Below are 18,269 nucleotides of genomic sequence, written 5' to 3' on the forward strand. Positions count from 1 at the left end.
GCTTCTAGCAGCTCAAGCCTTGCTGCAAGGAGCCCGTGCTCATGGACATCACCCAACTGATCCTGGACGACCACGCCGAACAGCGAAGACTCTTCTCCCTGATCGAGGAGATCGACGCGAGCGACGTCGAGGCGCTGGAGGCGGTCTGGGGGCGGCTGTCGGCCTTTCTGGACGCCCACGCGGAAGCCGAGGAACGGCATTTCTATCCCGAACTGCTGAAGCTGGGCGAAGGCGCCAACGACGCCGAGGACGGCACGGTCGAGGGCGAGACCGAGGACGCCATCGAAGACCACAACAAGCTGCGCGACGCGGTCAAGGCGGTGGCGGCGCACAAGGTGGGCGCAAAGGCCTGGTTCGATGCGATCGGCGAGGCCAACGTCATCAACTCCAAGCACATGGGCGAGGAGGAGCGGCAGGGGCTGACCGACTTCCGCCTGAACGCCGATCTGCAGACGCGGCACGACCTGGGCGTGCGCTTCGCCGCCTTTCAGGCCCGCCACATCACCGGGGTGAAGCCGGTCAACAAGGACCCGGAAGGCTACGTCGAGAAACATGGCTGACGCCGCCTGGCTTGAGGGCGTCGTCCTGCCCATCGCCGGGGCGCTGATCGCCGGCGGGATGATCGGCTTCGAGCGCGAGTGGCGCGGACGGCCGGCGGGATTCCGCACCCACATCCTGGTCAGCCTGGCGTCCTGCCTGCTGATGCTGGCGGCCATGACCCAGGCCGACTGGGCCTTCCGCGCCCTGCCGGACGAGAACATCGTCACCGACCCGACCCGCATGGCCCACGGGGTGCTGACGGGGATCGGCTTCCTGTGCGCCGGCGTGATCTTCCGCACCGGCTTCTCCATCCACGGCCTGACGACGGCGGCCTCGCTGTGGATCACCTCGGCCATCGGCCTGCTGTTCGGGGCGGGGCTGTTCGCCCTGGGGACGGCCGGGACGGTGATCACCGGCCTGATCCTGGTCGCGCTGAGACTGGTCAGCGCGCGCCTGCCCGACCGCACCCTGACCGACGTCGAGGTGCGCTGGCGCCGGGACGCTCCCTCGCCCGAGATGGAGGTCGAGGCCGCCCTGCGCGCCGTCGATCCGGCGCCCGCGCATGACCGTTTCGAACTGATCGACGACGGCGCCGTGGTGCGCCGCAGCTGGCGCGTCCGCGCCGAGGGCGAGGCCGCGCTGAAGACCCTGGCGGCGCGGCTGGCCGCCCTGCCCGCCGTCTGCGGCTACGTGCTGGACCCACGCGACGACTGACGGCTTGCCGGGCGCCCCGGCGCGGTCCAACCTGAGCGGTCGTTGGGAGCGTTTGGACCATGGCGATCGACTGGGGCGTGACGCATTGGGGCGTCGAGGAGCTGAGCCTGATGGCGCCGGTGGCTTCGGCCATGGTCACGGGCGGGCTGATCGGCATCGAGCGGACCTATCACGGCCATCCGGCGGGTTTCCGCACCCACATCCTGGTCTGCATGACCTCCTGCGTCCTGATGCTGGCGGCCATGCATCAGGCCAGCTGGGCCTTCGTCGCCCTGCCCGAGCAGCGGCTGGTGATCGACCCGACGCGGATGGCGCACGGCATACTGACCGGCATCGGCTTCCTGTGCGCCGGAGTGATCTTCCGCGAGCGCTTCTCGGTCCACGGCCTGACCACGGCGGCGTCGCTGTGGACCACCTCGGCCATCGGGGTGATGTTCGGCGTGGGCCTATGGAAGCTGGGGCTGATCGCGGCGGGCGCGACCCTGCTGGTGCTGGCCATCCTGCGCTTTCTCGACGCCCGCCTGCCGCATGTCGGCGTAATGGACGTCACCCTGCGCTGGACGCGCGGCGCAGCGCCGGCCGAGAAGGTCCTGCGCGCCCTTCTGGCCGAGAACGGCCTCAAGCCTACGCGCATCGGCCACGTCGTCAGCCCCGACGGCCAGATCCACGAACATCACGTCAAGGCGCGCGGCCCGATGCCGCTGAAGGTCGACGCCCTGTCCCACGCCCTGGGCGAACAGGCGGGTCTGGCGGGCTTTTCGGTGATGCCCAGAGATGACTGAAATGCACGATAAGGCTCCACCATGGCGTAAGTTCAAGCAGGACGCCCGGGCAGGGCTTTTCCTTCCCATGCTGGGCGGAATCTTCATCGGCAGCGTGAGCGGAATTTTGAATTTCGGTGAAGCAATCCTGACCCGTTCATTTCCTGAAGGCTTCTGGATAGGGACGCTGTTCACCATAATCGCTTTTACGATCAGTGGCCTGATGTGGCTGATACGCGGCGCGATAGCTCGCAATCTCAGATCCTGACTCGATCATTCTATAGACTGACCAAGCACCCGGTCATTGTTCGCTAACCCTCTTTGGGGCAAGAGGAACGGATGGCGAACGAAACGACTCGGATCCTGGGGCTGGACCCCGGCCTGCGCCGCACCGGCTGGGGCGTCATCGAAAGCGAAGGCAACCGTCTGCGCTGGGTCGCGCACGGCGTCGTCGCGCCCAATGAGAAGGCGCCCTTCTCCGAGCGGCTGCTGCATCTGCTGGAGCAGGTGGGCGAGGTCTGCGCCGCCTATAGTTGCGACGAGGCGGCGATCGAAGAGGTCTTCGTCAACGTCAATCCAGCCTCGACGCTGAAGCTGGGCCATGCGCGGGCCGCGGTCATGCTGGCCCCGGCGCGGGCGGGCCTTTCCGTCGCCGAATACGCCCCGAGCCTGATCAAGAAGGCCGTGGTGGGGGCCGGTCAGGCCGACAAGAGCCAGATCGCCTTCATGGTCAAACGCCTGCTGCCCGCCTCGGGCGATGTGAAGGCCGACGCCGCCGACGCGCTGGCCGTGGCCGTCACCCACGCCCATCATCGCCGGTTCAAGGCGGTCGCGGTGCGAGGCGCGGCATGATCGGCCGCCTGCGTGGGATTCTGGCCGAGGTCGGCGAGGCGGAGTGCCTGATCGACTGCGGCGGGGTCGGCTATGTCGCCACCTGCGGGGCGCGGACGCTGGGCCGTCTGCCCGCGCCAGGCGACGAGACCACCCTGTTCATTCACAGCCAGTGGAGCCAGGATCAGGGACCGCGTCTCTATGGCTTCCTGACCCGCGACGAACGCAAGGTCTTCACCCTCCTGCAGACCATCCAAGGCGTGGGGCCGAAGGCGGCGCTGGGAGTGCTGGACGTGCTGCCGCCTGCCGAACTGGCCGCCGCCGTCGCGCGCGAGGACAAGGCCGCCGTCGGCCGCGCCAACGGCGTGGGGCCCAAGCTGGCGCTGCGCATCGTCACCGAACTGAAGGGCAAGAGCCTGACCGACGGCGCCTTCGCCCCGACCGCACCGGGCGTCCATGTCGAAGCCGCCGTCGCCCCGCCGCCGCCCAGCGTCACTGGCGAGGCGGTCGCCGCCCTGCTGGGGCTGGGCATCGCCGAGGTCAACGCCCGCCGCGCCGTCGATCACGCCCTGATCAAGCTGGGCGAGGAGGCCGAACTGCCGCTGGTCATCCGCACGGCCCTGCAGGAGCTGGGACGGTGAGGGCCGCCGCATGACCGACGACCGCATCATCTCGCCCGCCCCCGCGCCCGGCGAGCAGCACGACCGCGCCCTGCGACCCCAGACCCTGTCCGAGTTCGTCGGCCAGTCGGCGGCCAAGGGCAATCTGAAGGTCTTCATCGACGCCGCCCGCGCGCGCTCCGAGGCGCTGGACCACGTCCTGCTGTTCGGGCCTCCGGGGCTGGGCAAGACGACGCTGGCGCAGATCGTGGCGCGCGAACTGGGCGTGGGCTTTCGCGCCACCTCCGGCCCCATTCTGGCCAAGGCGGGCGATCTGGCGGCCATCCTGACCAACCTCGAACCGCGCGACGTCCTGTTCATCGACGAGATCCACCGCATGGCGCCCCAGGTGGAGGAGATCCTCTATCCGGCGATGGAGGATCATGTGCTGGACCTGATCATCGGCGAGGGACCGTCGGCGCGCAGCGTGCGCATCGACCTGGCGCCCTTCACCCTGGTCGGGGCCACGACCCGGGCGGGCCTGCTGGCCACGCCGCTGCGCGACCGCTTCGGCATTCCGCTGCGGCTGGAGTTCTATACGCCCGAAGAGCTGACGGCGGTGATCCGGGGGGCGGCGCGCAAGATGGGCGCGGCCATCACCGAGGATGGGGCGATGGAGATCGCGCGTCGCGCGCGCGGCACCCCGCGCATCGCCGGGCGCCTGCTGCGGCGGGTGCGGGACTTTGCGGATGCTGAAGGCGGAGCCATCGACCAACTGGCGGCGGCGCGGGCGCTGGCGCGGCTGGAGGTGGACGAGGCCGGGCTGGACAGTCTGGACCGCCGCTTCCTCAAGGCCCTGATCGAGAACTACGGCGGCGGGCCGGTCGGCATGGACACTTTGGCGGCGGCGATCGCCGAGGCGCGCGACGCGGTCGAGGACGTGATCGAGCCCTATCTGCTGCAGCAGGGCTTCATCCAGCGCACGCCGCGCGGCCGCATGGCCTGCGCGCGCGCCTATGAACATCTGGGGCTGGAAACGCCCCAGGCGCCGCCCGCCGCCGCGCCCGACCTGTTCGGGAAGTAGAAGGCCCTACCCCGCCATCAGGGCCTCGACCTCGGCGCGGTCGCCCAGCGACGGCTGCGCCCCCGGCCGGGTCGCCGCCAGCGCCCCGGCGGCGCAGGCGAAGTGAAGCGCGGCGTCCGGCTCCATGCCCTCCAGCAGGGCCACGGCGATCGCCCCGACGAAGGCGTCGCCCGCCCCCACCGCGTCCACGGCCGTGATGCGCGGCGGCGTGGCCCAGGCCATCGCCACCCCGCGCCGATACATGACCGCCCCGCGCGCGCCCTTGGTCACGACCACCAGCCCGCCGCCGACGTGCAGGGCGTCGCCGTAGAAGGCGGCTTCCGTCTCATTGACCACCAGCAGGTCCGCGCGGCGCAGCAGGGCCTCCGACACCGGCGCGGCGGGCGCCAGATTGACGCAGACGAAGTCCGTCGCCCGGCCCACCGCCGCCTCCACCGTCTCGATCGGCAGCTCCAGCTGGGCGATCAGCGGCGTCTCGATCCGGGCGGGCAGTTGCTCCGGCGTGACGAAGTGGTTGGCCCCGGCGGCCACGGTGATCTGGTTCTCGCCGGTCGGATCGACGGTGATCAGGGCCACGCCGGTCGGGGCGGCGAGGTCCGTCTCCACCCCCGACAGGTCGACGCCGTGCGCCAGCATCAGGGCCACCGCCGCGCCCGACATCTCGTCGTCGCCGACCCGGCCGATCAGCGAGACTTCGGCGCCCAGCCGACGCGCGGCCAGAGCCTGATTGGCGCCCTTGCCGCCGGGATGGCGCGACAGGGTCGCCCCCGTCACCGTCTCGCCCGGCGCAGGCAGGGACGGCGCCGCCGCCACCATATCCAGATTGATCGAGCCGACGACGGTGATCCTCATACGCCCTCTCCCAGCCTCTGCGTGATCAGGGCGAAGACCCCGGCCGCGTCGGCCTTGGTCGCCCAGAAATGGTTCGCCCCGGCCGCCTCGACGCGGAACTCGACCGCCGTGTGGCCTCGGGTCAGGTCGCTGTCCGTCTCCACCGCGATGCGGCAGGGCGTCAGCTCAAACAGCTCCGGCTTCAGCAGCCAGGCGACGGTGCAGGGGTCGTGCAGCGGCCCCGCGTCCCAGCCCACGATCCGCCGCTCCACCCGCTGGGAGAAGCGCAGCATGGCCGCCGCCGTGCGGGCCGAGGCCGTGGGCAGGGCCTCGATCGCCGCGATCCGGTCCTCGGTCGCCCGCACCTGATGGGTGGCGTCCAGCCCCATGACGATCATGCGGCAGCCCGAGGCGAAGACCTCGGCCGCCGCGTCCGGGTCGGCCCAGATGTTGAACTCGGCCGAGGCGGTGATGTTGCCGCCTTCCGATCGCGCCCCGCCCATGACCACGACCGGCCCCAGATGCGCCGCCAGCGCCGGCTCGGCCCGCATGGCCAGCGCCAGATTGGTCATCGGCCCCATGACGGCCAGCGCCACGGAACCCGCAGGTCGCGCCATCACCAGCCGCACGATGGCCTCAGCCGCCGCGCCCTCAGCCGCAGGCGCGGCGGGCTCGAACGGGATCAAGTCGCCCAGCCCCTCAGGCCCGTGGAACTCGCCCGCCCCGGCCGGGTCGCGGCGCAGGGGGCGGTCGGCGCCCGCGAACACCGGCACGTCCTCGCGCCCGGCGATCTGGCGCAGGATGCGGGCGTTGCGCGCGGTCCTTTCGGCGCTGACATTGCCCCCGACCGTGGTCACGGCCAGCAGGTCCAGGTCAGCAGAGGCGAAGGCGGTCAGCAGCCCCGTGGCGTCGTCCACGCCGGGGTCGCAATCAATGATCAGGCTCTGTTTCACCGATCCGGTGTGCCGGTTGGCAGGCCGTGAATCAATGCCCGGCGCGCCTTGCCTCCTTCCGCCGCACGCCCATATGCTTCGTCACACACGCTGTTCCAGAAAGCCGCCGCCATGACCGACGCCGCCCCGCTCAAGCCGCTGAAGATCGACTTCGTCTCCGACGTCATGTGCCCGTGGTGCGCCGTGGGGCTGGGCGGGCTCGAACAAGCTTTGGAGCGTCTGGAAGGCGAAGGGATCGCCGCTGACATCGCCTTCCAGCCGTTCGAGCTGAACCCCGACATCGCGCCCGAGGGCGAGAACATGGGCGAGCACCTGGCCCGCAAATACGGCTCCACCCCCGAACAGTCGGCCGCCAACCGCGCCGCCATCACCGCCCGCGCCGCCGAGGTCGGGGTCGAGATGAACTTCCGCGACGACAGCCGCATGTGGAACACCTTCGACGCCCACCGCCTGCTGCACTGGGCCGGGCTGACGGCGCCGGACAAGCAGGCGGCGCTGAAGCACGCCCTGTTCGGCGCCCACTTTACGCAGGGCCGCAACGTCTCGGACGCCGGCGTCCTGACCGAGGCGGCGCAGGCCGCCGGACTGGACCGCGCCGAGGCGGCCGAGGTGCTGGCGTCCGGCCGCTACATGCAGGAGGTCCGCACGGCGCAGGCCCTGTGGCGCGCGCGGGGCATCACCTCCGTCCCCGCCGTGGTTGTGGAGGACAAATATCTGATCTCCGGCGGCCAGCCGACGCAGGTGTTCGTCAACGCCCTGCGCGAAATCGCGGGCAAGGCCTAAGGCCCTTCTCCCCTTGTGGGAGAAGGTGGACGGCGAAGCCGGACGGATGAGGGGTGGCGACGCCGTGTCTGCCCCATGTATCGGCCGGTGAGAGACCCCTCATCCGGCCCTTACGGGCCACCTTCTCCCACAAGGGGAGAAGGATCGGGAAAAACAGAGTCCAATTCGTCTGAATCGTCTGAAATCGCCGCCATCTCTTCCGGCGCGAGGCGGGCGCTGAGGGCGGCGATGCGAGCCTCGACGGCGCGGCGGCCGGCGTGGTCGTCGGGGGCCAGACGGGCGGCGTCGCGGGCGACGGCGGCGACCGCCTTCATGTCGGCTTCCAGCGTATCGAGCGGGTCAGGCTCAGGCGCAGGCGGCGGGCTTTCAGGCTCGGCGGCGGCCAGCAGGGCCGGGTCCGTCAACGCGCGCCAGGTGCGCAGCCACGACGCCGCCTCGGCCGCCCGGCCGCGCCGCACCGCCCGGTTCAGCCGCATCAGGGCCTGAGCCGCCATCGCGGCCAGATCGGGGGCGTCCGCCGCCGCATCCTCGACCGGATCCCCCTCGTCAGGCCACGGATCCGGGTCGCCCGCGTCGCAGCGACGCCAGCCCTCGCGCGCGGCGCGGGACCGCAGCGTCCCCAGCTTCAGCCCATAGCGGTCGCAGACGGCCTCGGCCGTATCCCCGGCCAGATAGTCGCGCCGCGCCGCCGCCCAGACCGCCTCGGAGCGGACGCGATAGCCGTCCCTCGGCGCCGGGTCTTCGTAATAATGGCCGCGCGGGGCGTCAGCCGTCTCGGCCCGCTCGGCGGTCGAGGGCCGCACATGGTCGGGGATGTAGGTGGTGTCGCCGTACTCGTCCTGCTCCCACCGGCCGGAGGCGATGATGCGCGGCGCCTCCTCATGCCAGTCTTTCTCGGGCCAGTCCTTCTCCCGCCCGCCCGAAGCCTGATCGTCCATCGCGCCGTCTCCTGCCTGAAAGGCGGAGGATGGAGGACGGGTGCGTCAGGAGCGGACAGAAAGGTTGCTTCTTCTCCCTGACCTCGCCTCACTAACCGGGCTCGACATCATGCGATAGAAGCGTCAATTACGATGTATTTTTTTACGGTATCGTCAAGCGCCAATATCGTCTGATATCTCAAAGTGACCAACCCGCCAGTAGTATTAGCGTACTGATCTATACCCCACGTCAAGATTGACTTGGCCGAAGATAGTGTGTCTTTATTTACTGATATCGGTATAACTCTCTTCAATTCAAAATCATAAACCCCACCGGAACCAGTATTAACATTAAATGATGCAACTGAAACATTTTTTTCTCTAATATTTTTGTCCAAATAACTACCACTAACATAAGCCTTAGTAGATGTGTTGTAATTTCCGAGCTTCTTTGTGCCGCCGTAAATATCCAATGATTGGGCACCAAATCCTATTACATTGTGCGTTTGCTTCACGGAGGGCTCTGTTGCAGCCACCAAGGCTTCTAGATCACCTCTAGTATCACGGCCTTCTTCGAGCATTTGCAGCTCGGGAGACGCCGCATCGGTTTGATTACCAAGATTTCGATCAATGGTTCTCTTCGTCAGATCGACCAAAAGACGACTAGCGGCAGTTTCACTGACACCTACCATGCCAAGAACTGATGCCTTCGCCAGTTTCACGACGAAATCGGCAACAACGCTCCCCTCTTCGATAGGGCGAGCCTTGACGAGGCCTCGCCCCTCGAAGTTGCCTCGGTGACGGATTTCTCCAGTCTCAACATAGTTGGTGACCAGCGATAGCGTTAAGGAGAACCCAGCAAGCGCAGTGTAGCCATCATACGCTTGAAACATATGACGATCAGCGTCCCCGCCTGTCATTTTCAGACGAAATGGCGTCTCAACCAGCACGATTTTATCCCCCTAGACCACAACCCTAGGAATCTCATACATCGTGCGCGACGTTGTTTCAAACGCCAACGTTAGCTCAAAATTTTTCCATCCGCCGCCCAATGCTTCCGTGGGCGACTTTACTGCTCTCAATTTGAACTTCTCATCGATCAGTTCAAAACGAACACGATGGCTATCGACTATGCAATCTTCATAAGGAGAACTGTGATCCAGATTCATTTCTACAGAAGGAACCTGCTCAAAACTAATCGAACCTCCGTCAGCGACAGTTGTCAGAAGCTGCATCCACTTAAGAAATATAGAATTCAGTATTACTTCAGGGACGTCGGCATATGCCTCTTGATTAGGACCCAAATCACCTAGATACGCTGAACTTTCTCCTCCCACCGCCAGAACGCTGCCGATTATGTCGGCATCGCAGAACTGCGCCGAGTGCCCGCCTACAATATTGACAGACTGACCATCAGGTAACCAACGTTGTATATCCTTCAATCCTGCGGCATCTATTGGATTTTCTAATCGCCAGTTTAGACGGATTTTATGTGCTACGCCTTGCGAAGCATTCCGAATGATAATCCTGACTTTCGATGGCGATTGCACATAATTTTTAGGTGCCCTGGCCCATGCGAAAGCGATCTGCTGGTCGGTGCCAGGCGTGGTCAATCTCGCTCTAGCGCCCAAAACCCGGCCTGCTTTCATTTCCCGAACTGTTAGATAAGTGGCAACGGCAGCAGCAAGGCTACCCACTGATGCCGTTAGTGCGATTATCTGATCTATAGTTAACTGTGGAAATTTAAATTGCTGGAAGCAGCCCAGGAACATTGATGCGATCACTATCGCTGCAGAAATTTCTGCAGCGCCAAAAATTACAGCAATGAGCTCGAGAATATTGTCGCACACACGCCATTGTTGCGTACCTCAATAAGTAGCGTCAACTCTCACTCACACCTTCACCTCAATCTCCCCGCCCCCCGCTCTGAACTTGGCGCTCATCTCGGCCATGCCCGCCTCGGCATCCGTCAGGCTGGCGCCCGCGTCGTTCTGGGCCTTGGCGGCGTCGCGGATGTCCTGGCTGATCTTCATGCTGCAGAACTTGGGGCCGCACATGGAGCAGAAGTGGGCGGTCTTGTGGGCCTCCTTCGGCAGGGTCTCGTCATGGAATTTGCGGGCGGTCTCGGGGTCCAGGGAGAGGTTGAACTGGTCCTCCCAGCGGAACTCGAAGCGCGCGCGGCTGAGGGCGTCGTCGTGGGCGCGGGCGCCGGGGTGGCCCTTGGCCAGGTCGGCGGCGTGGGCGGCGATCTTGTAGGTGATGACGCCGTCCTTGACGTCCTGACGGTCGGGCAGGCCCAGATGCTCCTTGGGCGTGACGTAGCAGAGCATGGCCGTGCCGAACCAGCCGATCATGGCCGCCCCGATGGCGGACGTGATGTGGTCATAGCCGGGGGCGATGTCGGTGGTCAGCGGCCCGAGCGTATAGAAGGGCGCCTCGTGGCAGTGCTTGAGTTGCTCATCCATGTTGGCCTTGATCTTGTGCATCGGCACGTGGCCGGGGCCTTCGATCATGACCTGGCAGCCCTTGGCCCAGGCGATCTTGGTCAGTTCGCCGAGGGTGCGCAGCTCGGCGAACTGGGCCTCGTCATTGGCGTCGGCGATGGAGCCGGGGCGCAGGCCGTCGCCGAGCGAGAAGCTGACATCATAGGCGCGCATGATGTCGCAGATGTCCTCGAAATGCTCGTAGAGGAAGCTCTCCTTGTGGTGGGACAGGCACCACTTGGCCATGATGGAGCCGCCGCGCGAGACGATGCCCGTCACGCGCTTGGCCGTCATCGGCACGAAGGGCAGACGCACGCCCGCGTGGATGGTGAAGTAGTCGACGCCCTGTTCGGCCTGTTCGATCAGGGTGTCGCGGAAGACTTCCCAGGTCAGGTCTTCGGCAATGCCGTTCACCTTTTCCAGCGCCTGATAGATGGGCACGGTGCCGATGGGGACGGACGAGTTGCGGATGATCCAGTCGCGGATGTTGTGGATGTTGCGGCCCGTCGACAGGTCCATGACGTTGTCGGCGCCCCAGCGGGTGGCCCAGACCAGTTTGTCCACCTCGTCATCGACGGATGAGAGGACGGCCGAGTTGCCGATGTTGGCGTTGATCTTCACCAGGAAGTTGCGGCCGATGATCATCGGCTCGACTTCGGGGTGGTTGATGTTGTGCGGGATGATGGCGCGGCCGCGCGCGATTTCCTGACGCACGAACTCAGGCGTGACGAAGTCGGGGATCGAGGCGCCGAAGTCTTCGCCGTCGCGGATACAGGGGGCGGTCTGTTCGCGGCGCAGGTTCTCGCGGATGGCGACGTATTCCATCTCGGGCGTGATGATCCCGGCCTTGGCGTATTCGTACTGGGTGACGGGGCGGCCCTCGACGCCCTTGAACACGCGGTGGTTGGAGACGTCGAAGCGGGGGGCGAGGTGCTTGCCGCTGGCGTGACCGTTATCCTCAGGCTTGACCTCGCGCGGGTTCGCGACGGGGGCGATGTCGCCGCGGTCCAGCTGCCAGCTGGACTTGACGCGCGGCAGGCCCTTCTTGATGTCGATGATGACGGACGGGTCGGTGTAGGGGCCGGAGGAGTCATACATCGTCACCGGCGGCTCATTGGCGCTCGGGTGGACGGCGACCTCGCGGAAGGGGACGCGGATGTCGGGGAAGAGCTCGCCCGCGACATAGACCTTCTGGCTGCCTGCGCGGGGGCCGGTGGGGATGGTGCCGTGCTCGGACGCGACTTCCTTGCGGGCGTCAGCGAGGGCCAGATCGACCTGCGGCTCGTGCGGCTGTTCGTTGGAAACGTGAATATTCATTTGGCGGCCTCTTCGACGAAAGAGGGACCGCCGGCGCGGTTTGAGCGCCCCTTGTCGGTTTCCCGGCGTGGAGGCGGTGAACTCGTCCCTTCGCCGGCATGACCCGGATCAGGTTCGACGGGTCAGAGGAGAAACCTCAATCTCAGCCGCTCGATTGCGACCCCCGGAGAACGCGGCAAGCCTAGCCCGTTTGCGGGGCGGGTCAAGCGAAGCGATGTGGGGAAGAGAGGGGGCGGCCCGGCTTCTCAGTCGGGGGGCGTTAAGGCCGGGCCGCCGCAGACTTCGTCGGGGTTGGGGGGGCGTCCGACGTGTCCGATTGCACAATCCCCGGCCGCGCGGTTGGTTCCGCCCATTTCAGCGTGTTAACGCTCTTTGTCGAACAATAATCATTTTTCCCTCTGCGCCCGTTTTACTTGGGATCGCGGGGGTTCAGCAGGACAGTAGAAGCATGGCGCGCGTTCTGGGCGTTCTGGGCGGCATGGGGCCGGCGGCGACGACAGCCTTTCTGGCGCGGGTGCAGGCCCTGACCCCGGCGACGGGCGACGAGGACCACATCCGCATCATCGCCGACATCAACCCCCAGGTGCCCAATCGCCATACTCAGCCCGAGGCGGCGGGCCGGACGCTGGGCCAGATGGCGCGGGCGCTGAAGACGGCGGGCGCGCAAGTGCTGGCCATGCCGTGCAACACGGCCCACGCCCATGCCGACGCCATCCGCGCGGCGGGCCCGCCCTTCATCGATATGATCGCGGAAACAGCGAAGGCGGCGAGCGCGGCCGGAGCGCGCCGGGTCGGGGTGCTGGCCACGCCGGGCGCCGCGCGCCTCTACGCCGAGGCCCTGGCCGCCGAGGGGCTGGAGAGGGTCGCCCCCTCCCCGGCCGAGGGCGAGCGCTTCATGCAGGTGGTGTTCGGGGTCAAGGCCGGCGACGTCGGCGCCGACCAGCGCGCGGCCATGCGCGCTCTGGCCCAGGCCCTGATCGCGGCGGGCGCCGAGGCGGTGATCGGCGGCTGCACCGAGGTGCCGCTGCTGCTGGATCAGGGCGATGTCGACGCGCCGCTAGTCGACTCGGCCGAAGTGCTGGCGCAGGCCTGCGTCGCGGCGTGCCGCTGAGAGGATCGATCTGAACCGATAACGGTCTAGTCCTCCGTCTTCCTGCCCATCAGGGGCGACAACAGGCTGTTGACCTCGTCCATCTGGCCGTGGCCGACGGCGGCGCGTTTCTCCAGGGCGGCGGCGCGAACCGCCAGGGCGCGGGCCTTCTCGGCGCGGGGATCGTGTTCCGGCGCCGAAGCCAGGGTCGGCAGACGCGCCTGCAACTCCGCCAGAAGGTCGTCGAAGCGCGCCTGGTTCATGGTCTCGCCCTGCTCGAACAGGGCGATGGCTTCCTCGAGGGCGGCTTCGAAGGCGGCTTGATCGGGCATGGACTCATCCTCTTATGCTTACGCTTATCAATGAGCGGGGCCGGGCGCCGGTTCCGCCTTGGCCGTCGATCACGCAGGGTTTACGAGACCGCCATGCGCCCTCTTTTCGTCTCCGCCGCCCTGATGGTCCTGCTGACCGCCTGCACCGCCTCGCAGGAGGCGACGCCGGAGCGGACCGAGGCCGCGGGCGCCGTCTGCGACGTGCCGGACGACCTGCGCCCGGCCCGCCCCTATCGCATCCCGCAGGACGAGGCGGCGCCGGACGTGCCGGTCGCCTTCAACATGCTGGCGGTCAGCTGGTCGCCGCAGGCGTGCCGCAGCGGCAAGGACTATCCCGACGAACGCTATCAGTGCGCCGGCAACGCCTTCGGCCTGACCTTGCACGGGCTGTGGCCCAACGGCGCCGACAACAGGCACCCGCGCTACTGCGCCGCGCCCGGCCCGGCCATTCCGGTCGAGACGGTGCGGCGGCATTTCTGCATGACGCCCTCACCCAGCCTGCAGCAGCACGAGTGGGCCGCGCACGGGACCTGCGGCTGGGACAGCCCCGAGGCCTATTTCGCCCAGGCGGCGAGGATGTGGGACGGACTGGACAAGCCGGACCTGGAAGCCATCCCGGCCCAGCGCCTGACCGCCGGCGCGATCCGCGACGCCTTCGTCGCCGCCAATCCCGGCTTCCCGCGCGACGGGGTCTTCATCGCCACCACAGAAGGCTGGTTCCGCGAGGCGCGGCTCTGCTATTCCAAGGACTATCGGCCGATGCGCTGCCCGCGCGGCCTGGGCGCGCCGGATCGCGAGCGGCTGAAGCTGGCCCCCAGAGGCGTCCAGACCGGCGCCCAGACCGGCCTCCGGCAAGGCGCGCAAACGGGCGGTTAACCAAAGCAGGGTCAGGCTGCGGCCTGCTGTTTCGCCCGAGGCCGTCATGTCGACCATGCTGACCCAGTCCCGCCGTCGTTCCAGCGACCATTTCCAGCCCGAGGACATGGAGCCGCAGGAGCAGCGCCGCCTGCGCGGCCTGCTGGAGCAGATCGACTACGCCGCCTATGTCGCCAACCGCGAACTGATCGGCCACGCCCTGGCCCAGGTCGACGTCGCCGCCTTTCAGAAACTGGCGGTGCTGACGGCCCAGGCGCGGGCGCGCTGGGGCGCCGAGGCCATCCGCCTGGCCGAATCCGGCGCGCCGGCCACCCCCGATCAGGTCGCCCGCCTGACCGCCGCCCGCACCGCCTATGACGAACTGAGCGAGGCCTTCGACGCCCTGCGCCGCATGGTGGAGCGGGGCTATCTGCCGCTGAAATAGCCAAGAAGGCCGACCCGATGCGCGCGATCATCCTGCTCGCCCTGCCCCTACTGCTCGCCGGGGCGCCCGCCCAGGCGCAGGCGACGGATGGCTGGGATATGGCCCAGACCGACAAAGGGCCGAGCGCCAGCGTCAGCTATGAAGGCGGACAAAGCCTCATCCTGCGCTGCTTCAACAACAGACTGGAGGCCCTGCTGGTCGGCTTTCCTGTCGAAGCCGCTCCCGGCCTGCGGCCCCTGACCTGGACGCAGAACGGCCAGGAGGAGCGTCAGACCTGGATCAACATCCCCGGACAGGCCGTCATGGCCGCCATCCGGCCGGGCCGCGTCGCCCGATTGTTCCACCAAGGCGGCGACCTGGTCATTCATCCGTCATCCACGACCCCGGTCGAGCCGGGACGGCCCCGAGAGCGCCTCCGACTGCCTCTGCCTTCCGACAACAGCGCCATTGACGCGGTCCGGGACGCTTGCGGGACAGACCCGGATTCAGCGCGTGACGGCTTGCTGGAGACCGAGCCTTCGTTCTCTCGTCCAGCCAGTCTGCGGGAGATCTGGGCCTCCGCTCCCGCGCCCGCCTATCCATCCAGAGCCATGCGACTGAGCCATGGGGAAGTCATCTATAGCTGCATCGTCGCCGCGCAGGGCGCTCTGGAAGACTGTCGCATCGAAACGGAAAATCCCGCGAATGCGGGCTTCGGGGCCGAAGCCCTTAAAGCCTTGCATAGAGCGCGTCTGCGGCTGGGACATGGCGTGGAGCCGGGGCGACTGACGGTCAGCCGCCTAGCCTTCTCCTTACGCTAGGGCTTCGTTTGTCGATCAGTCCAGTCGCTGGGGCCGGGTGACGATCGGGGCGTTGGGATCGGTCTGGGCCGGTCGGGCCTGGGTCGGCGGCGGGCCGTCGGCCTGGACCGGGACGTCGGGCTGGGGCGCGCCGGGAGGCGTGACGACCACCACCGGCGCGGGCGTCGCGGCGGCCGGGGCCTGGGCGGCGGGGGCCGGAGTCGCGGAGGTCGAGGTCGCGGAGGTCGGTGCCGGAACCGGAACCGGTCGGGATGGAGCGGGCGTCGGGCGCGCGGGCGCAGGCGACGCGGCTGCGGTTCGCGGCGAAGGCGCGCGCGCGACGGGCGCGGCGGCGGGCGTCTCGACGACGGTCGGGGCGGGTTGCGGCGTCGGCGCCGACGTTTCGACAGGGATCGCGGGGGTCTCGACCGCAGGTTCCGTCATGGCGGCAGGCGGCGGTGGCGCGGCGTCGTCCGCGCCCGAACGGGCCAGCAGCCACACCGCCACAGGAACCAGGACGGCGGCGGCCGCTGCGCCGGCGTAAAGCGGCCAGCGCGAGCGAGGCTTGGGCGCCAGGGAGGTCGCCGGGGAGGCCGCCATGGCGGCCGGCGGCGCGCCGACGGGCGCGGGCTCGGCCTGGACGAACGACGCCGAAGCGGCTTCCGCCACAGGCGCGGCCGTCGCAGCCGCGACGACAGGCGCGGACTGAGGCGCAGCGTCCGGCAGCGGCCGCGGCGTCAGGTCTGCGGCGGGGGCGGGGGCGGCCTGCGGCGCCGGCGGAGCGGCGGGTTGCGGAGCCGAAGCGGTCGGCGCGGGCTGGCGGCGCGGCACCATGGAGCCGCCGAAGACGCCGGAGGGACGACCCGCGGGCGCGGCCGGGCGAGCGGCGGCAGGCTGAGCCGCCTGCGGGCGCGGCTGCGCAGGCTGGGTCTGGGCGGGCCTGGCCTGCGACGGCTTCGGATGGGGCGGCATGGCGGTCAGGCGGGCCAGACCCTCGTCGCGCGGCAGCGGGCCGACGTGGAAGGCGGCCTGGGGCGGGCTGCCCCAGGTGATCTGGCCCCGGCGGAAGGGTTCGGGCTGCGTTTGCGGCGCCGGATTATCGGTCGTCTGGGGCTTGTCGTCGGCGTCGGACATTCGGTCTCCGGCGCTCAGGCGAGCGCGCATCAGGTCGAAAAGGCGTTAGAGGGCCACGACGGTGAGCGCCGAGTTCGGCGCTTTCGTGGCCTTCAGTTCTTCAGACGATAGCCCGTCTTGAAGATCCAGCCCACCACCGCCAGACAGGCGAAGAAGAAGCCCAGCGTGGCCAGAAGGCTGACCTGAACGCTGACGTCGCCCACGCCGTAGAAGGCCCAGCGGAAGCCCGAGATCAGATAGACCACCGGGTTGAACAGGGCGAGCGTGCGCCAGCCCTCGGGCAGCATCTCGATCGAATAGAAGGCGCCGCCCAGGAAGGTCAGGGGCGTGACGATCAGCATGGGAATGAACTGGAGCTGCTCGAAATTCTGCGCCCAAACCCCGATGATGAAGCCGAACAGGGCGAAGGTGGTCGAGATCAGGATGAGGAAGGCCAGCATCCAGAAGGGATGCAGGATCTCCAGCGGCACGAAGAAGGCCGCCGTGGCCAGGATGATCAGGCCCAGGATCGCCGACTTGGTCGCCGCCGCCCCGACATAGGCCAGGACGATCTCCAGCGGCGAGACGGGGGCGGACAGGATCTCGTAGATCGTCCCGGTGAACTTGGGGAAGTAGATGCCGAAGGAGGCGTTGAAGATCGACTGGGTGAACAGGCTGAGCATGATCAGCCCCGGCACGATGAAGGCGCCGTAGGGGACGCCGTCCACCTCGGTCATGCGGCTGCCGATGGCGCCGCCGAAGACGACGAAATAGAGCGAGGTCGTGATGACCGGCGTCACCAGCGACTGCCACAGCGTGCGCAAGGCCCGCGCCATCTCGAAGCGGTAGATGGCCCAGACGCCATATCCGTTGAAGCTCATCACGCGGCCTCCCGATCCTGATGGACCAGGCCGACGAAGATGTCCTCGAGCGAGCTCTGGCGGGTGCTGAGATCCTTGAAGCCGATGCCGAGGTCCGACAGGCGGCGCATCAGGGACGGGACGCCGGTGCGCTCGGCGTTGGAGTCGAAGACGTATTCGATCTCGCCGCCGTCATTCTTGAGCTCCAGCGGCCACTCGGCCAGTTCGGGCGGCAGGGCGGCCAGCGGCTCCTGCAGGTTCAGGGTCAGGGTCTTGCGGCCCAGCTTCTGCATCAGGTCGGCGGTCTTCTCGACCAGGATCAGCTCGCCCTTGAGGATGACGCCGACGCGGTCGGCCATCTCCTCGGCTTCCTCGATGTAGTGGGTGGTCAGGATGATGGTCACGCCGCGATCGCGCAGGCGGCGCACCAGGGCCCACATGTCGCGGCGCAGTTCGACGTCCACGCCCGCCGTAGGCTCGTCCAGGAAGAGGATTTCCGGTTCGTGGCTCAGGGCCTTGGCGATCATGACGCGGCGCTTCATCCCGCCCGACAGGGTCATGATCTTGGCGTCCTTCTTGTCCCACAAGGAAAGGTCGCGAAGGATCTGTTCGACATAGGCCGGGTTCGGCGCCTTGCCGAACAGGCCCCGGCTGAAGGCGACAGTGGCCCAGACGGTCTCGAAGGCGTCGGTCGTCAGCTCCTGCGGGACCAGGCCGATGCGGGTGCGGGCGGCGCGGTAGTCGGACTGAATGTCGTGACCGTCGGCGATGATGGTTCCGCTGGACGGGGTGACGATGCCGCAGACGATGGAGATCATCGTCGTCTTGCCCGCCCCGTTCGGACCCAGCAGGGCGAAGATCTCGCCCTTCTCGATCTCCAGATCGACGCGCTTCAGGGCCTGATGGCCGGACTTGTAGGTCTTGGTCAGACCTTCGATGGAAATGACGGCTGGCATGGAGCCCCTCCCGGCTTCGGGGATGG

22 protein-coding genes and 1 riboswitch are annotated in these 18,269 nt (G+C 67.7%); of the genes, 12 read left to right on the plus strand and 10 right to left on the minus strand.

The genetic code is table 11. From position 1 onward, the window contains the following. Positions 1 to 41 precede the first annotated feature (41 nt). The 7 genes from AC52GN_RS12810 (at position 42) to ruvB (ending at position 4,529) form a co-directional block, all read left to right on the plus strand. Positions 42 to 560, plus strand: coding sequence for a hemerythrin domain-containing protein (locus AC52GN_RS12810; protein WP_346486016.1), 519 nt, complete (start codon positions 42 to 44; stop codon positions 558 to 560). Then, positions 553 to 1,254, plus strand: a complete 702-nt coding sequence (locus AC52GN_RS12815) for an MgtC/SapB family protein (RefSeq protein ID WP_346486017.1) — start codon at positions 553 to 555, stop codon at positions 1,252 to 1,254. The genes AC52GN_RS12810 and AC52GN_RS12815 overlap by 8 nt, the downstream gene beginning before the upstream one ends. A 59-nt stretch (positions 1,255 to 1,313) precedes the next feature. After that, the gene (locus AC52GN_RS12820; RefSeq protein WP_291777307.1) at positions 1,314 to 2,036 is read left to right on the plus strand and encodes an MgtC/SapB family protein; all 723 of its coding nucleotides are present in this window, start codon (positions 1,314 to 1,316) and stop codon (positions 2,034 to 2,036) included. A 1-nt stretch (position 2,037) separates the two neighbouring features. Then, positions 2,038 to 2,283 carry a hypothetical protein gene (locus AC52GN_RS12825; RefSeq protein ID WP_496527334.1) on the plus strand — a complete coding sequence of 82 codons (246 nt, stop codon included), beginning with the start codon at positions 2,038 to 2,040 and terminating at the stop codon, positions 2,281 to 2,283. 71 nt (positions 2,284 to 2,354) lie between these two features. Continuing rightward, on the plus strand, positions 2,355 to 2,867 hold the full coding sequence (ruvC, locus tag AC52GN_RS12830; protein ID WP_496527335.1) for a crossover junction endodeoxyribonuclease RuvC: 513 nt from the start codon (positions 2,355 to 2,357) through the stop codon (positions 2,865 to 2,867). After that, entirely contained in the window at positions 2,864 to 3,487 is a 624-nt protein-coding gene (ruvA, locus tag AC52GN_RS12835) for a Holliday junction branch migration protein RuvA (protein WP_496527336.1), read from the plus strand. Before ruvC ends, ruvA begins: the two co-directional genes overlap by 4 nt. Before the next feature lie 10 nt (positions 3,488 to 3,497). Next, positions 3,498 to 4,529: a Holliday junction branch migration DNA helicase RuvB gene (gene ruvB, locus AC52GN_RS12840; RefSeq protein ID WP_496527337.1), complete on the plus strand. Its 1,032-nt coding sequence runs from the start codon at positions 3,498 to 3,500 to the stop codon at positions 4,527 to 4,529. Between the two features lie 6 nt (positions 4,530 to 4,535). On the opposite strand, the gene AC52GN_RS12845 is transcribed toward ruvB, so the two are convergent. Together AC52GN_RS12845 and AC52GN_RS12850 are read right to left on the minus strand one after the other, a co-directional pair. Next, positions 4,536 to 5,381, minus strand: a complete 846-nt coding sequence (locus tag AC52GN_RS12845) for a ribokinase (RefSeq protein ID WP_341023373.1) — start codon at positions 5,379 to 5,381, stop codon at positions 4,536 to 4,538. After that, the gene (locus AC52GN_RS12850) at positions 5,378 to 6,313 is read right to left on the minus strand and encodes a nucleoside hydrolase (RefSeq protein ID WP_496527338.1); all 936 of its coding nucleotides are present in this window, start codon (positions 6,311 to 6,313) and stop codon (positions 5,378 to 5,380) included. The genes AC52GN_RS12845 and AC52GN_RS12850 overlap by 4 nt, the downstream gene beginning before the upstream one ends. A 111-nt stretch (positions 6,314 to 6,424) precedes the next feature. Between AC52GN_RS12850 and AC52GN_RS12855 the strand changes: the two genes are divergently transcribed. Next, positions 6,425 to 7,096 carry a DsbA family oxidoreductase gene (locus tag AC52GN_RS12855; RefSeq protein ID WP_454005587.1) on the plus strand — a complete coding sequence of 224 codons (672 nt, stop codon included), beginning with the start codon at positions 6,425 to 6,427 and terminating at the stop codon, positions 7,094 to 7,096. 110 nt (positions 7,097 to 7,206) lie between these two features. On the opposite strand, the gene AC52GN_RS12860 is transcribed toward AC52GN_RS12855, so the two are convergent. The 4 genes from AC52GN_RS12860 to thiC all read right to left on the minus strand — a co-directional run bounded on the left by AC52GN_RS12860 (position 7,207) and on the right by thiC (position 11,813). After that, complete coding sequence (locus AC52GN_RS12860) at positions 7,207 to 8,034, minus strand: hypothetical protein (protein ID WP_496527339.1); 828 nt, start codon at positions 8,032 to 8,034, stop codon at positions 7,207 to 7,209. A gap of 107 nt (positions 8,035 to 8,141) precedes the next feature. Then, entirely contained in the window at positions 8,142 to 8,963 is an 822-nt protein-coding gene (locus tag AC52GN_RS12865) for a DUF7946 domain-containing protein (protein WP_496527340.1), read from the minus strand. A 12-nt stretch (positions 8,964 to 8,975) separates the two neighbouring features. Beyond that, entirely contained in the window at positions 8,976 to 9,863 is an 888-nt protein-coding gene (locus AC52GN_RS12870; protein ID WP_496527341.1) for a hypothetical protein, read from the minus strand. A gap of 42 nt (positions 9,864 to 9,905) precedes the next feature. Continuing rightward, positions 9,906 to 11,813: a phosphomethylpyrimidine synthase ThiC gene (thiC, locus tag AC52GN_RS12875; protein WP_496527342.1), complete on the minus strand. Its 1,908-nt coding sequence runs from the start codon at positions 11,811 to 11,813 to the stop codon at positions 9,906 to 9,908. A 67-nt stretch (positions 11,814 to 11,880) separates the two neighbouring features. Continuing rightward, positions 11,881 to 11,989, minus strand: a riboswitch (TPP riboswitch). Positions 11,990 to 12,261: 272 nt separating this feature from the next. Here thiC and cuyB point away from each other — a divergent pair. Then, positions 12,262 to 12,924, plus strand: a complete 663-nt coding sequence (gene cuyB / locus AC52GN_RS12880) for a cysteate racemase (RefSeq protein ID WP_496527343.1) — start codon at positions 12,262 to 12,264, stop codon at positions 12,922 to 12,924. A gap of 26 nt (positions 12,925 to 12,950) precedes the next feature. Here cuyB and AC52GN_RS12885 read toward each other — a convergent pair whose 3' ends face one another. Beyond that, positions 12,951 to 13,235, minus strand: a complete 285-nt coding sequence (locus tag AC52GN_RS12885; protein ID WP_496527344.1) for a hypothetical protein — start codon at positions 13,233 to 13,235, stop codon at positions 12,951 to 12,953. Between the two features lie 93 nt (positions 13,236 to 13,328). Between AC52GN_RS12885 and AC52GN_RS12890 the strand changes: the two genes are divergently transcribed. Genes AC52GN_RS12890 through AC52GN_RS12900 form a run of 3 tightly spaced genes read left to right on the plus strand, consistent with a single transcriptional unit; the run spans position 13,329 to position 15,335 of the window. Further along, a complete protein-coding gene (locus AC52GN_RS12890; RefSeq protein ID WP_496527345.1) occupies positions 13,329 to 14,111 on the plus strand; it encodes a ribonuclease T2 family protein in 783 nt (260 codons plus the stop codon). Positions 14,112 to 14,157: 46 nt separating this feature from the next. After that, positions 14,158 to 14,535, plus strand: a complete 378-nt coding sequence (locus AC52GN_RS12895; RefSeq protein ID WP_346486038.1) for a hypothetical protein — start codon at positions 14,158 to 14,160, stop codon at positions 14,533 to 14,535. 17 nt (positions 14,536 to 14,552) lie between these two features. Beyond that, positions 14,553 to 15,335: a TonB family protein gene (locus AC52GN_RS12900; RefSeq protein ID WP_496527346.1), complete on the plus strand. Its 783-nt coding sequence runs from the start codon at positions 14,553 to 14,555 to the stop codon at positions 15,333 to 15,335. Positions 15,336 to 15,350: 15 nt separating this feature from the next. Here the strand turns inward: AC52GN_RS12900 and AC52GN_RS12905 are convergent, their stop codons facing one another. From AC52GN_RS12905 to AC52GN_RS12915, 3 genes are all read right to left on the minus strand, one after another. Then, a complete protein-coding gene (locus tag AC52GN_RS12905; protein WP_496527347.1) occupies positions 15,351 to 16,448 on the minus strand; it encodes a hypothetical protein in 1,098 nt (365 codons plus the stop codon). A gap of 92 nt (positions 16,449 to 16,540) precedes the next feature. Further along, positions 16,541 to 17,308 carry an ABC transporter permease gene (locus tag AC52GN_RS12910; protein WP_291777252.1) on the minus strand — a complete coding sequence of 256 codons (768 nt, stop codon included), beginning with the start codon at positions 17,306 to 17,308 and terminating at the stop codon, positions 16,541 to 16,543. Continuing rightward, positions 17,308 to 18,243, minus strand: coding sequence for an ABC transporter ATP-binding protein (locus AC52GN_RS12915; RefSeq protein ID WP_291777249.1), 936 nt, complete (start codon positions 18,241 to 18,243; stop codon positions 17,308 to 17,310). Before AC52GN_RS12915 ends, AC52GN_RS12910 begins: the two co-directional genes overlap by 1 nt. Positions 18,244 to 18,269: the final 26 nt, after the last annotated feature.

The organism is Brevundimonas sp. SS2672, assembly GCF_059579685.1.